The 12,127-nt window shown below is 69.1% G+C and carries 12 protein-coding genes and 1 pseudogene; 6 read left to right on the top strand and 7 right to left on the bottom strand.

Features of this window, described 5'->3' with window-relative positions; genetic code table 11:
• The 4 genes and pseudogenes from Q0C81_RS08770 to Q0C81_RS18290 all read right to left on the bottom strand — a co-directional run.
• Positions 1-1,059: nitrite/sulfite reductase (locus Q0C81_RS08770; RefSeq protein ID WP_291836584.1), on the bottom strand; the 1,059-nt coding region annotated here is incomplete at its 3' end.
• Positions 1,059-1,328, bottom strand: coding sequence for a DUF2849 domain-containing protein (locus Q0C81_RS08765; RefSeq protein WP_291836581.1), 270 nt, complete (start codon positions 1,326-1,328; stop codon positions 1,059-1,061). The genes Q0C81_RS08770 and Q0C81_RS08765, both read right to left, overlap by 1 nt.
• Positions 1,325-2,389 (bottom strand): siroheme synthase CysG, encoded by a 1,065-nt coding sequence (gene cysG / locus Q0C81_RS08760; RefSeq protein ID WP_291836578.1) that lies wholly within the window; start codon positions 2,387-2,389, stop codon positions 1,325-1,327. Before cysG ends, Q0C81_RS08765 begins: the two co-directional genes overlap by 4 nt.
• A 97-nt stretch (positions 2,390-2,486) precedes the next feature.
• Positions 2,487-2,672 (bottom strand): annotated as a pseudogene (locus tag Q0C81_RS18290) (uroporphyrinogen-III C-methyltransferase); the annotation flags it as partial.
• 112 nt (positions 2,673-2,784) lie between these two features.
• Between Q0C81_RS18290 and gcvA the strand changes: the two are divergent.
• From gcvA to cysC, 4 genes are all read left to right on the top strand, one after another.
• Positions 2,785-3,714 (top strand): transcriptional regulator GcvA, encoded by a 930-nt coding sequence (gcvA, locus tag Q0C81_RS08755; protein ID WP_291836575.1) that lies wholly within the window; start codon positions 2,785-2,787, stop codon positions 3,712-3,714.
• A 97-nt stretch (positions 3,715-3,811) separates the two neighbouring features.
• Positions 3,812-4,633, top strand: a complete 822-nt coding sequence (locus tag Q0C81_RS08750; protein ID WP_291836573.1) for a ferredoxin--NADP reductase — start codon at positions 3,812-3,814, stop codon at positions 4,631-4,633.
• A 91-nt stretch (positions 4,634-4,724) separates the two neighbouring features.
• On the top strand, positions 4,725-5,690 hold the full coding sequence (gene cysD / locus Q0C81_RS08745; protein WP_291836570.1) for a sulfate adenylyltransferase subunit CysD: 966 nt from the start codon (positions 4,725-4,727) through the stop codon (positions 5,688-5,690).
• Between the two features lie 20 nt (positions 5,691-5,710).
• The gene (cysC, locus tag Q0C81_RS08740) at positions 5,711-7,528 is read left to right on the top strand and encodes an adenylyl-sulfate kinase (protein WP_291836567.1); all 1,818 of its coding nucleotides are present in this window, start codon (positions 5,711-5,713) and stop codon (positions 7,526-7,528) included.
• Positions 7,529-7,541: 13 nt separating this feature from the next.
• On the opposite strand, the gene Q0C81_RS08735 is transcribed toward cysC, so the two are convergent.
• From Q0C81_RS08735 to Q0C81_RS08725, 3 genes are read right to left on the bottom strand one after another with little or no spacing between them, the layout of a single operon-like run.
• Positions 7,542-7,943, bottom strand: a complete 402-nt coding sequence (locus Q0C81_RS08735; RefSeq protein WP_291836564.1) for an OsmC family protein — start codon at positions 7,941-7,943, stop codon at positions 7,542-7,544.
• Positions 7,944-7,956: 13 nt separating this feature from the next.
• Positions 7,957-8,853 (bottom strand): pirin family protein, encoded by an 897-nt coding sequence (locus Q0C81_RS08730; RefSeq protein ID WP_291836561.1) that lies wholly within the window; start codon positions 8,851-8,853, stop codon positions 7,957-7,959.
• Positions 8,854-8,913: 60 nt separating this feature from the next.
• The gene (locus Q0C81_RS08725; RefSeq protein ID WP_291836557.1) at positions 8,914-9,786 is read right to left on the bottom strand and encodes a pirin family protein; all 873 of its coding nucleotides are present in this window, start codon (positions 9,784-9,786) and stop codon (positions 8,914-8,916) included.
• 116 nt (positions 9,787-9,902) lie between these two features.
• Here Q0C81_RS08725 and Q0C81_RS08720 point away from each other — a divergent pair, with 116 nt between their 5' ends.
• On the top strand, positions 9,903-10,823 hold the full coding sequence (locus Q0C81_RS08720; protein ID WP_291836555.1) for a LysR substrate-binding domain-containing protein: 921 nt from the start codon (positions 9,903-9,905) through the stop codon (positions 10,821-10,823).
• Between the two features lie 284 nt (positions 10,824-11,107).
• Positions 11,108-12,127 (top strand): patatin-like phospholipase family protein (locus Q0C81_RS08715; RefSeq protein WP_291836552.1); only part of this gene is annotated, 1,020 nt, incomplete at its 3' end.

Below are 12,127 nucleotides of genomic sequence, written 5' to 3'. Positions count from 1 at the left end.
GGCGGTGATGTCGCCTGGAACGCCTCCCTGCGGTTTCAGCGAGACGATAAGGGTCGCATAGCCCGGCTGCCGGTGGCGCCGGATGTTGTTGCGCGCGAAACGGGCGAAGTCGGGATCCGCCAGGCTCGCCCGGTCGAAGGCTCCGCTGGTCCTCGGCAGGTCTGCGAACGGCGGCGGCGCGAAATAGGCGCGGATGCGGGCGACCTCTTCGTCCGGCACCCGCAGATCCTCGCGGCGCAGGGTGGCGAAATGCCGCTCGACCTCCTCGCGGAAGGCGTCGATGCCGAGGGAGGCCACCAGGATCTTGATCCGCGCCTTGTGGATGTTGTCGCGGCGGCCCAGCAGGTTCCAGGCGCGGAGAATGGCCGTGAGATAGGCCAGCAGGTCCCGGCCCGGCACCGCCGGCGCGATCTCTTGCGCGATATGCGGGATCCGGCCCTGGCCGCCGCCCACGAACACCCGGAAGGCCGCCTGTCCGTCCTCGCCCCGGATCAGCTGAAGGCCGACGTCGTGGGTGCGCATGGCGGCCCGATCCTTCGGGGCCGCGATCACCGCGATCTTGAACTTGCGCGGCAGGAACGAGAATTCGGGATGGATGGTCGACCACTGGCGCAGAATCTCGCACCACGGACGGGGATCCTCGATCTCGTCGTCCGCGCAGCCGGCGAAGACGTCGGTGGTCACGTTGCGGATGCAGTTCCCCGACGTCTGGATGGCGTGCATCTCGACCTCGGCCAGCTCCGACAGGATCGCAGGAATGTCGCTGAGCGCCGGCCAGTTGTACTGGATGTTGGTGCGGGTGGTGAAATGGCCGTAGCCCTTGTCATAGACCCGCGCGATACGGGCCAGGCGGCGCAGCTGGCCGCTGTTCATCGTCCCGTAGGGCACCGCGACGCGCAGCATGTAGGCGTGCAGCTGCAGGTAGACCCCGTTCATCAGGCGCAGGGGCTTGAACTCGTCCTCGGTCAGGCCTCCCGAGACCCGGCGCGACACCTGGTCCCGGAACTCCTCGATCCGTTCGCGGACAATGGCGGTGTCGAATTCGTCGTAGCGGTACATCAGAGCTGCTCCAGACTGTGGCCCACGGTGGGGCCCTTCGAGCGGATCAGCTCCTTGAACCGGTCGCGGCCTGAGGGGCGACCGTCATCGACTTCGACCAGATAGGGATTGACGTAGATCGCGGGCTGGAGCGCCGCCTGCGACAGGGCGAGGTCGGCGGCTTCGCCGTCGAACCGGCCGGCCTGGTTGAGCGCCCCGACGGGTTCTCCCGACGCATCGGCGTAGATCACCCGCCCGTCGGAGAGGCGGTTGGCGGTCACGATCTTCATGCCGCGACCTCCCGCGCCGTCGCGCCGGAACGTGCCCAGGCCGCGACTTCACCGACGATCAGGAGGGCAGGGCTGACGACTTTCTCGCGGGCCACCAGGCGGGCGAGGTCGTCGAGCCGGCCCGTGACGACGCGCTGATCGGGCCGGGACCCGTTCTCGATCACCGCGACCGGCGTGTCCGGCGCCCGGCCGGCTTGGATCAGGCCGGCCTGCACCGCCGCCGCTCCGGCTACGCCCATATAGACGGCGAGCGTGTGGTTGGGGGTGGCGAGGGCGGTCCAGTCGGCCCCGGCGCCGCCGGGTCGGGTCTCGGCGGTCACAAAGCTGACGGCCTGCGCCTGGTCGCGATGCGTCAGCGGAATGCCCGCGGCCGCCGCGCACCCCAGGGCGGCGGTGATTCCCGGCACGACGACGACCTCGATCCCCGCGGCCCGCACGGCCTCCAGCTCCTCGCCGCCGCGGCCGAACACGAACGGATCGCCACCCTTCAGCCGCACCACGCGGTGCCCGGCTTTCGCTTCAGCGATCATCAGCGCCGCGATCTGTTCCTGCGGCACGGAATGCTCGCCGCGTCTCTTGCCGACGTAGATCCGGCGCGCATCGCGGCGCGCGCGGTCCAGAACAGCGGGCGGCGCCAGGCGGTCGTGGATGACGATGTCGGCGTCCTGCAGCGCGCGCAGCGCCTTGAGCGTCAACAACTCGGGATCGCCCGGTCCGGCGCCGACCAGATGCACGACCCCCTGCGGCTGTTCTGGGCGGTTCAGTAGGCGTAGCATCTCGCGGCGCGCCTCAGCGGTCCGGCCCGCCAGCGCCAGGTCCCGGGGCGCGCCGCGGAAGGCGGTCTCCCAGAACCGGCGGCGGGCCATGAAGTCCGGCAGGGTCGCCATCACTGTTTCGCGCAGGCCTTCGGCCAGGCGGGCCAGGCGATCCAGTCCCTGGGGCAGGGCCGCTTCGACGCGCGCTCGCACTTCGCGGGCCAGCACCGGCGCCGCACCGCCGGTGGCGATCCCGACCACCACCCCGTCCCGGTCGATCAGGGCGGGGGTGTGGAAGTCGCTCAATCCGGGCTGATCCACGACATTGACCTGGGCGCCGGACGGCGAGGGCGCGCGACTGCGCCGGATCGGCGACGGCGATGAAGATCAGTCTGGCGCCGGCCAGGTCCGCCGCCTCCGGCCAGCGCGCGATCCACGCCTCGTCAGACTCCGCGGTCGGTCCCGCGAACCAGCGCAGCTTCGCCCCGGAGCCATCAAACAGCCGCGCCTTGGCGGCGGCGGCGTCGCCCGCGCCAATCAGGGCGATCGAGGTCCCCGGCAGGGGAATGGAGGCGAGGAATACGCGCATCGGATCATTTCACGGCTCTCTGACGGCCGAGCTTCCACCCCAGCCCTAGGTCCGGCGGTGATGCGCAACAAACGAGATTGTCTTTGTCGATCTATTAGGTTTTCTATCAGTGATGGCCCGAACCCTGTTACCCCTGAACGCCCTGCGCGTCTTCGAAAGCGCCGCCCGGCACCTGAGCTTCTCGCGCGCGGCTGAGGAGCTGGCGGTCACCCCCGGCGCCGTCAGCCAGCAGATCCGGCAGCTCGAGGAGATCATTCGCGCTCCGCTGTTCAAGCGCGAAGCCAAGGGATTGCAACTGACCGATCTGGGCCGCTCGTCGGCGCCGCTGGTGGCCGAGGGGCTGGACCGGCTGCGCGACGCCTCGGCCCTGATGCGGGAGCCGCCGCGCCGCCGCCAGGTCTCGATCAGCGTCGCGCCTTCGTTCGCCTCCAAATGGCTGATGCCCCGCATGGACGACTTCCACGCGCTTCATCCCGAGATCGAGGTGTGGGTGTCGGCGGATATGGAGCCGGTCGCGTTCGACCAAGGGCAGATCGACCTGGCGATCCGCTACGGCCCTGGAGATTACCCGGGCCACGTGGCCGAACGGCTGCTGATCGAGAGCGTCCTTCCGGTCTGCGCGCCGTCGCTGATGCAGCGGCCGAACGCGATCCGGACGCCGGCGGACCTGGCCCACCATGTGCTGCTGCACGACATGTCGGGCGACGGGGATCCCGGCCGGCCGGACTGGCCGATGTGGCTGATGGCGCGCGGGGTTCGCCACGGCGACGCGCGGCGGGGCTCCCGGTTCAACCAATCCGCCATGCTGATCGAGGCGGCGGTCGCGGGCCGTGGCGTCGCCCTGGCCAAGCGCACCCTGGCCCAGGCGGACCTGGCGGCGGGACGCCTGATCGCGCCTTTCCACGACGGCGGCGCTGTGGTCGGCTTCGCCTATCACGTGGTGCATCCGAAGGATCGGCCGTTGTCCCCGAGCGCCAAGGCCTTCACGGATTGGCTGAAGAAGCAGGCGGCGTTCCACGACACCGGCCTGGATCAGCTCTAGGGCGGTCGCAGTTTTTCTGCCCGATGGCGGCAGAAGAAGTCGTTCGCGCTGCGGTGGCGCAGTCTCCTATGGGCGAGGTCCTGCCTGAAGGATCGCCATGACCGAAACCCTTGCGCCCGTCCGTCCCGCCGCCCAGGCCTCCGCCTGGCACGAGCCCCGCATCCTGTGGACACGGCGCTGGACCGACCGGTTGTTCAGCTTCGCCGTCGAGCGGCCCGAGAGCTTCCGGTTCCGCTCGGGCGAGTTCGTCATGCTGGGGCTCCCGGCCGAAGACGGCGCGGGCAAGCCGACGCTCCGGGCCTATTCGATCGCCAGTCCAGGCTGGTCGGACGAGCTTGAGTTCTTCTCCATCCAGGTTCCGGACGGCCCGCTGACGTCGCGGCTCGGCCGGCTGGCCGCTGGAGATGGCGTCCTGCTGGGCAAGAAGCCCACGGGCACCCTGGTGCTGGACGCCCTGACCCCCGGTCGGCGACTGTTCCTGATCGCCAGCGGGACCGGACTGGCCCCCTGGTTGAGCGTACTGCGCGATCCGGAGACCTGGGCGCGGTTCGACCAGGTCGTCGTGACCCACACCGTCCGGCAGGTGCAGGACCTGGCCTATCGGACCTTCCTGACACGCGATGTCTTCGAAGATCCTCTGATCGGCGACCTCGCCCTGGGACGGCTGCTCTACTACCCCACCGTCACGCGCGAACCGTTCGATCGGCCAGGACGGATCACCCGTCGGATCGAGGACGGCGCCCTGTTCTCCGATCTGGATCTCGGCTCCGGATTCGACCCCGCGACCGACCGCGCGATGCTGTGCGGATCGACGGCCATGATCCGCGACGTGGCGACCCTGCTGGAGCGGGCGGGTTTCACGGAAGGTTCGAACGCGGCCCCCGGCGACTATGTCTTGGAGCGGGCCTTCGTCGGGTGACCTGTAAGAAAATCTATCGACCTCACCCAGATCAAATCGTTCGACCTGAGCCGCGCGGGTGGAGTTTGGGTGGGGCATCCACGAGGCTTCCATGACCCTTGCCGCACCACTCGTCCGTCCTTCAGACACGCCGACCGCGCCCTTGGCGCCGATCGGGCGGCTGTCGCCCCACCTGCGGCGTCTGGAAGCGGAGGCTATCGAGATCTTCCGGGAGGTCGCCGCCACCGCGCGCAATCCGGTGATGCTGTATTCGATCGGAAAGGACTCCGGCGTGCTGCTGCACCTCGCCGCCAAGGCCTTCTATCCGGCGCCGCCGCCGTTCCCGCTGCTCCACGTCGATACGACCTGGAAGTTCCGCGACATGATCCGGCATCGCGATACGGTCGCCGAAACCTACGGCGCCCGCCTGATCGTCCACATCAACCAAGACGGGGTGAAGCGCGGCGTCAGTCCCGTCGCCTCGGGCTCGTCGCTGCACACCCGGGTCATGAAGACCGACGCCCTCAAGCAGGCGCTGGACCAGCACGGCTTCGACGTGGCCTTCGGCGGCGCCCGGCGCGACGAGGAGAAGAGTCGCGCCAAGGAACGCATCTTCTCGGTGCGCGGCCCCGACCACACCTGGGATCCGCGTCGTCAGAAACCCGAGCTTTGGAAGCTATGGAACTCAGCCCTCCAGCCCGGCGAATCCCTGCGGGTCTTCCCCCTGTCGAACTGGACCGAGCTCGACGTCTGGGAATACACGCGGATCGAGGCCATCCCGGTCGTGCCGCTCTATTTTTCCGCCCTACGGCCGGTCGTCGAGCGCGACGGCGCGTTGATCGTGCGCGACGATGAACGCCTGCCGTTGCGGGCCGGCGAGGTTCCGCGCCTGCGCCGCGTGCGCTTCCGTTCGCTCGGCTGCTACCCGCTCTCGGCGGCTGTTGAGTCGGACGCCGATGATATCGATTCCGTCATCGCGGAACTGAGGTCCAGCCGCGCCTCCGAGCGTCAGGGCCGGCTGATCGACGCGGACGAGACCGCCTCGATGGAGCGCAAGAAGCGCGAGGGTTATTTCTGATGGACGGTGAAATCGTGCCCTTGTCCGGGACCGTTCCCGATCCCGCGGCCCGCGACCATCTGCGGTTCCTGACCTGCGGCTCGGTTGATGACGGCAAGTCCACCCTGATCGGCCGCCTGCTGCATGACACCGGCCAGGTCGCGGACGACCAGCTCGCCGCGCTTGAGCGCGACAGCCGCCGCTTCGGCACGGCGGGCGAGGCGGAACGTGAACAGGGCATCACCATCGACGTGGCCCATCGCTATTTCTCGACGGCGCGCCGCAATTTCATCGTGGCCGACACCCCCGGTCATGAGCAGTACACCCGCAACATGGCGACCGGCGCGTCCGGGTGCGACGCGGCCGTCATTCTGGTCGATGCGACCCGGGGCGTGACGGCCCAGACCGAGCGCCACAGCCGCATCGTCTCCCTGTTCGGAATCCGGCATGTCATCCTGGCGGTGAACAAGATCGATCTGGTCGACTACGACCGCTCGGCTTTCGAAGCCATCGCCTCCGACTACGCCGCCTTCGCGGCGGGCCTGGCCTTCCGGTCCGTCGCCGCCGTGCCGATCAGCGCGCGGCAGGGCGACAATGTCGTCCGGCGCTCGCCTGAACTGTCGTGGTTCGAGGGGCCGACGCTGATCGAGGCGCTCGAGGGCCTGCCCGTCGAGGACAGCCGCGTGTCGCGGCCGCTCCGCTTCCTGGTGCAGTACGTCAATCGCCCCGACCACACCTTCCGCGGCTATGCGGGAACGGTGGCCTCCGGGCGGGTCCGCGCCGGCGACCAGATCGTGGTCAGTCCGTCAGGCAAGACGGCGACCGTGGCGCGCATCGTGACCTGGGAAGGCGACCGGACCTCTGCCGAGGCCGGGGACGCGGTGACCGTGGTGCTGAAGGAAGAGGTCGACGTGGCCCGCGGCGATGTCCTGGCGCTGCCGCACGCCCGGCCGACCTCGGTGGACCGGTTCTCGGCCAGCCTGCTGTGGATGGGCGACCGGCCCTTTGCGTCCGATCGCGCCTACAGGATCCGCATCGGAGGCCGGATCTCGCCGGTCAAGGTCGTGCTGGCCGAGGCCGAAGCGGGCGACAATGCGGGGCTGAACCTGAACGAGATCGCCGCCGCGGAACTGACGCTGTCGTCGCCGATCGCCTTCGATCCGTTTACGGACGATCCGGCCATGGGGGCCTTCGTCCTGATCGACCGGGAGACCGGCGCCGTCGCGGCGGCCGGGGTGGCCCGGGTCGCGCTGGGCCAGGCCGGACACATCTATCCCACCGCCGAGGCCGTCTCGCGGCGCGACCGGTCGCGGCTGAACGGCCACGAAGGCGGCGCGATCTGGCTGACCGGGCTGCCCGGCTCGGGCAAGTCGACCATCGCCACGGCCCTGGAGCGCAAGCTGCATGGGCGGGGCATACGGACGGTCCTGCTGGACGGAGACAATCTGCGCCACGGCCTGAACAGGGATCTCGGCTTCTCACCGGAGGATCGAGCCGAGAACGTCCGCCGCGCAGGGGAGGTGGCGCGCCTGTTCGCCGAGGGCGGCGTCATCAGTCTGTGCGCCTTCGTTTCGCCCAGCATCACCGCGCGCCGGGCCGTTCGTGATCGTCTGCCCACGAACGGTTTCCTCGAAATCTTCGTCGACGCGCCTCTGGACGCTTGCCGCGCGCGCGACCCCAAGGGCCTGTATGCCCGGGCCGACGCGGGCGTCATCGTCGACCTCACCGGCGTCGGCTCGTCCTACGAACCGCCGTCCGATCCGGACTTGGTCGTCGACACACTCGCGCTCACACCCGAAGCGGCCGCCGACCGGATCTTGAGGCTGCTCGAAGATCGCCGGTGGATCCCGACCGCCTGACGCCTGCGGCTTTTCAGTCGGATCGCAGGGTGGTGTGCACCGGCACGCCGTTCTTGATCGCCAGCGTCACCGGGGTGCGTTCGGCGATGTCGGCGAGGCGCGCGCGCTGGGCGTCGTCCAGCGGACCGGCGGGAACCAGTATCCGCTCGATGCGCGGCGGGGTCTCGCCGCCCAGATATTCCAGACGGACGTCCAGTCCCTCCAGCGGCCAGCCCTTCTTCTCGGCGTACATGGTCAGGGTGATGGCGGTGCAGGCGCCGAGCGCCGAGACCAGCAGGTCGAACGGGGCGGGACCGGCGTCGGCGCCGCCCAGACGGTCGGGCTCGTCGGCGGTCAGGGCGTGCTTCAGGTCGCCGCCTGTCCTGATCGAGGTCAGGTAACGGGCGGTCCCGATACGGGCGTGGGCGATGGCCATGGGACGGTTCCGATCAGGACATGGGGTTGGCGGGAGGCGCCGGTTCGGGCGGCAGGGGGATGAACTCCTGGTCGTCCATGTCGGGCAGCTTCATCCGTCCGGCGCGCCAGTCGGCCTTGGCCTGTTCGATACGGTCCTTGGACGACGAGACGAAATTCCAGTCGATGAAGCGTTCGCCGACCGGCTCGCCCCCCAGCACCATGACGGTCGAGGGCTCCAGCGCGCAGAGAACCGAGGCCACGCCCTTCTCCAGCACCGCCATCTGGCCATGGCCGAGCGGGCGGCCGTCATCCACCTCGATCAGGCCGGAGACGACATAGACGGCGCTTTCGGAATGGTCGGTCGGGGTCTGGAAACGCGCGCCGGGCTCCAGCTCAAGATGCAGATAGTGCAGGGGCGAGAAGGTGCTGACTCCGGCCTTCATGCCCATCGCCTCGCCTGCCGCCAAGCGACCCTTGACCCCATTCTCGCGCCAGGTCGGCAGGTCCGCGGTGGGCACGTGCTGGAACGAGGGGGCGATCTCTTCCTGACCGTCGGGCAGGGCGACCCAGGCCTGGATGCCTTCCAGCAGGGCGCCTTCGCGGCGGGCGCGCTCGAAGCGTTCGGAGTGGGTCACGCCGCTGCCGGCGGTCATCCAGTTGACCTCGGCCGGACGGATGTCCTGCTGGACGCCCAGGCTGTCGCGGTGGGTGATCTCGCCGGAGAAGAGGTAGGTCAGGGTCGAGATGCCGATGTGAGGGTGGGGGCGCACGTCCACAGTCTTGGGCACGCCGGCGGGCATGTCGACCGGACCCATATGGTCGAAGAAGACGAAGTGGCCGACCGCGCGGCGCTTCGCATAGGGCAGGACGCGGCCCACCTCGAACCCGCCGAGATCCTTGCGGCGCTGGTCGATTATCATCTCAATCATCGGAGACCCTTCTCTGTTGGGACGGTGCGGCCCGGTCCGAAGACCGGGCCAAGGGTGGGATCAGGCGACGGCGGGAATGGCCCCGAAGCGGCCGCTGTTGAAGTCCGTGATCGCCTGGCGGATTTCCTGCTCGCTGTTCATCACGAACGGGCCGTAGCCGACGATGGGTTCATCGATCGGCTCGCCGGTCAGGACCAGCAGAACGGTGTCCGCGTCGGCGCTCAGGGTGACGCTGTCGCCCTTGCGATCCAGCAGCAGGGCCTCGGCGGCGCCGGTCGGCTGGTCGCCGTTGACCGTGACGTGACCCGACAGGACCACGACGATGGCGGTATGGCCTTCCGGCAGGTCCAGCGTCGTCTCGGCGTCCCGGTTCAGCCTCACGTCCCAGACATTGATGGGAGTGAAGGTGCTGGCCGGGCCTTTGGCCGCGTCCATGGCGCCGGCGATGATCCGGGCCGTGCCCGCGCCCTCAGGCAGGGCGACGGTCGGAATGTCGGCGTTCAGGATCGACTGGTAGCCGGGCCGGGTCATCTTGTCCCTGGCCGGCAGGTTGACCCACAGCTGCACCATGCGGAACGGCCCGCCCGTCCGCGCGAAGGCGGACGAATGGAACTCCTCGTGCAGGATGCCGCCGCCGGCCGTCATCCACTGCACGTCGCCGGGGCCGATGACGCCGCCCTGACCCGTGGAGTCGCGGTGCTCGACCTCGCCGTCATAGACGATGGTCACGGTCTCGAAGCCGCGGTGGGGATGTTGGCCGACGCCGCGCCGTTGGTCGGTCGGCTCGAAATTATGAGGACCGGCGTAGTCGAGCAGCAGGAAGGGGCTGACCTGCTTGCCCGCGGCGTCATAGGAAAACAGTGAGCGCACCGGAAAGCCGTCGCCGACCCAGTGGCCGCGGTCGTTGCCGTATCGTCCCAGAACCTTCTTCATGACGTGTCTCCTTCGGAGCGATCGGACCGGGCCGACCGCGTTGAGACCGATATGATCCGGGAACGCCGACCGCGATAGATTGCGAAATCGCGTCGGAGCGTCCTATCAATAGAACGATGCGGGACCTCAACGACCTCTATTACTTCGTCCAGGTGGTGGACCACGGCGGCTTCGCCCCGGCCGCGCGGGCGCTGGGAATGCAGAAGTCCAAGCTGAGCCGTCGCATCGCCGCGCTGGAGGACCAGCTGGGGGCGCGGCTGATCCACCGCTCATCCCGCAAATTCTCGGTCACCGAGATCGGTCAGGCCTATTATCAGCACTGCCTGGCCATGCTGGTCGAGGCCGAGGCGGCCCAGGCAGTGATCGACAACGTCACGGCGCAGCCGCGCGGGGTGATCCGCGTAGCGTGCGTGCCGGGGCTGCTGACCTATCAGATGGGCGCGCTGATCGCCGGCTTCATGGCCCTCTATCCCGAGGTCGAGGTGCATCTGCACAGCACCAGCCGTCGGGTGGACGTCATCGGCGAGGGCTTCGACCTGGCCATCCGCGTGCGCGAGCCGCCGCTGGAGGTGACGGACCTGGTCATGCGCAAGCTGGATGCGAGCGTGCACCGTCTGGTGGCCTCGCCCACACTGATGGCGCGGTTCCCGCCGCCGTCCGGTCCGGCGGACTTGGCCGACTGGCCCAGTCTGGACTTCGGTCCGGCCAATCGCGATCACACCTGGGCCCTGCACCACAGGGACGGAATGACCGCCTCTGTGCGCCACGCGCCGCGTCTGGTGACGGACGACCTGCACATGCTGCACGAGGGCGCCTTGCAGGGGGTGGGCGTCGTCCTGCTGCCGACGGTCACCGTGGGGCGGGACCTGGAGGAAGGGCGGTTGATCGACCTCTTCCCCGACTGGCGGCCCAAGCGCTGGATCGTCCACGCGGTCTTCCCCTCGCGGCGGGGTCTGTTGCCGTCGGTGCGCCTGCTGTTGGACTTCCTCGCCGAGGGGTGCGCCGCCCAGCGCCTCCACGACGAAGGTCTTCCTTAGCGGCGCCACAACTCACGGCCTTCCTTGTAGGTCGTCTGCGCCCGCCAACAGGTTGCGGGCGGCTGGACGGGGGGAGGATCAGGGTCATGGACGCCTCGTTCCCTCCAGTAGCCAGCGATCAGATTGACGTGACTGGTCCTGAAGACGGACTGTTCTCCAAAGTGGTCTAACGCGCACCTGAACACTGTGAAGGCTGCCGCGGGGCGCCGGTTCCGTTCGGTTCACGCAACAACCGTGGCGGTTGCGGATTGTGTTGGCGAATATCGGGCGTGGCGGAGAGAGAGATGAACCAGGACCCTGTTGATCCGCGGCGGACATCCGCGTGGCGCCCAGCCCTGGCGGGCGTGCTGATGGGGGCGTTCCTGCTGTCCGGTTGCGGCGCCGTGGCGCGGCTTGAGCCCCTGCCGGTGCGGACGCTCAATGCGCCGCTGTCGTACACCGTCGACCCGCGCATCCGGCCCGGGGATCAGGTCCGGGTCAACGAACTCATCGCCCTGTTCACCCAGCGGCTGGCCTCGCCCCACGCCACCGGAGCCGTGCTCGCCCTGTCCGGAGGCGGGGCCAACGGGGCCTTCGGTGCAGGCGTGCTGGTCGGCTGGAGCGAGACGGGAACTCGCCCGCAATTCGATATCGTCACCGGCATCAGCACCGGCGCCCTGGCCGCGCCCTTCGCCTTCCTCGGCTCCGGCTGGGACGACGAACTGCGCGCGGCCTACACCGATGGCGGCGCCGACGGCCTGCTGAGCCCGCGCGCCCTGGCCGGGCTGACGGGGCCCAGTCTGTTCAGCGCCGCCCCTTTGCGGCGGCTGGTCGACCAGAACGTCACGCCGGAGCTGTTGAGTCAGATCGCCGCCGAGCACGCCAAGGGACGGCGCCTGCTGGTCGTGACCACCAATCTGGACAGCCAGGAATCGATCGTCTGGGACATGGGACAGCTGGCGACCCAGGGAGACGAGCAGGCCCTGGTGCTGTTCCGCGAGGTGCTGATCGCGTCGGCCAGCATACCGGGCGTGTTTCCGCCGGTGATGATCGCCGGCCTGCAGGGCGACCAGATCGTCGAGGAGATGCACGCCGACGGCGGCATCAACATGCCCTTCCTGGGCGTGCCCGAGACCCTGCTGGTGGGCGCCCAGCGGGTGCCGGGCGCGGATCGGGCGTCGATCTATGTGCTGATCAACGGCCAGACCGGTCGTACGAACCAGGTGGTGCGCGGCCGTCTGTCGGCCATCCTGGCGCGCGCCTACGAGAGCATGAGCAAGGCCAGCACCCGCACCCACCTGGCGGCCAACGCGGCCTTCGCGGCC

The sequence above is a fragment of the Brevundimonas sp. genome, from assembly GCF_023259385.1.
GTDB lineage: Bacteria > Pseudomonadota > Alphaproteobacteria > Caulobacterales > Caulobacteraceae > Brevundimonas.
This window is presented reverse-complemented; position numbering and strand designations above follow the sequence as displayed.

Bases quoted from the DNA above. Each gene is read 5' to 3' on its own strand.
- Q0C81_RS08730 (WP_291836561.1), bottom strand. From the start codon at position 8,853: ATGATTGAGATGATAATCGACCAGCGCCGCAAGGATCTCGGCGGGTTC.
- Q0C81_RS08765 (WP_291836581.1), bottom strand. From the start codon at position 1,328: ATGAAGATCGTGACCGCCAACCGCCTCTCCGACGGGCGGGTGATCTAC.
- gcvA (WP_291836575.1), top strand. From the start codon at position 2,785: ATGGCCCGAACCCTGTTACCCCTGAACGCCCTGCGCGTCTTCGAAAGC.
- Q0C81_RS08735 (WP_291836564.1), bottom strand. From the start codon at position 7,943: ATGGCCATCGCCCACGCCCGTATCGGGACCGCCCGTTACCTGACCTCG.
- Q0C81_RS08720 (WP_291836555.1), top strand. From the start codon at position 9,903: ATGCGGGACCTCAACGACCTCTATTACTTCGTCCAGGTGGTGGACCAC.
- Q0C81_RS08750 (WP_291836573.1), top strand. From the start codon at position 3,812: ATGACCGAAACCCTTGCGCCCGTCCGTCCCGCCGCCCAGGCCTCCGCC.
- cysD (WP_291836570.1), top strand. From the start codon at position 4,725: ATGACCCTTGCCGCACCACTCGTCCGTCCTTCAGACACGCCGACCGCG.
- Q0C81_RS08725 (WP_291836557.1), bottom strand. From the start codon at position 9,786: ATGAAGAAGGTTCTGGGACGATACGGCAACGACCGCGGCCACTGGGTC.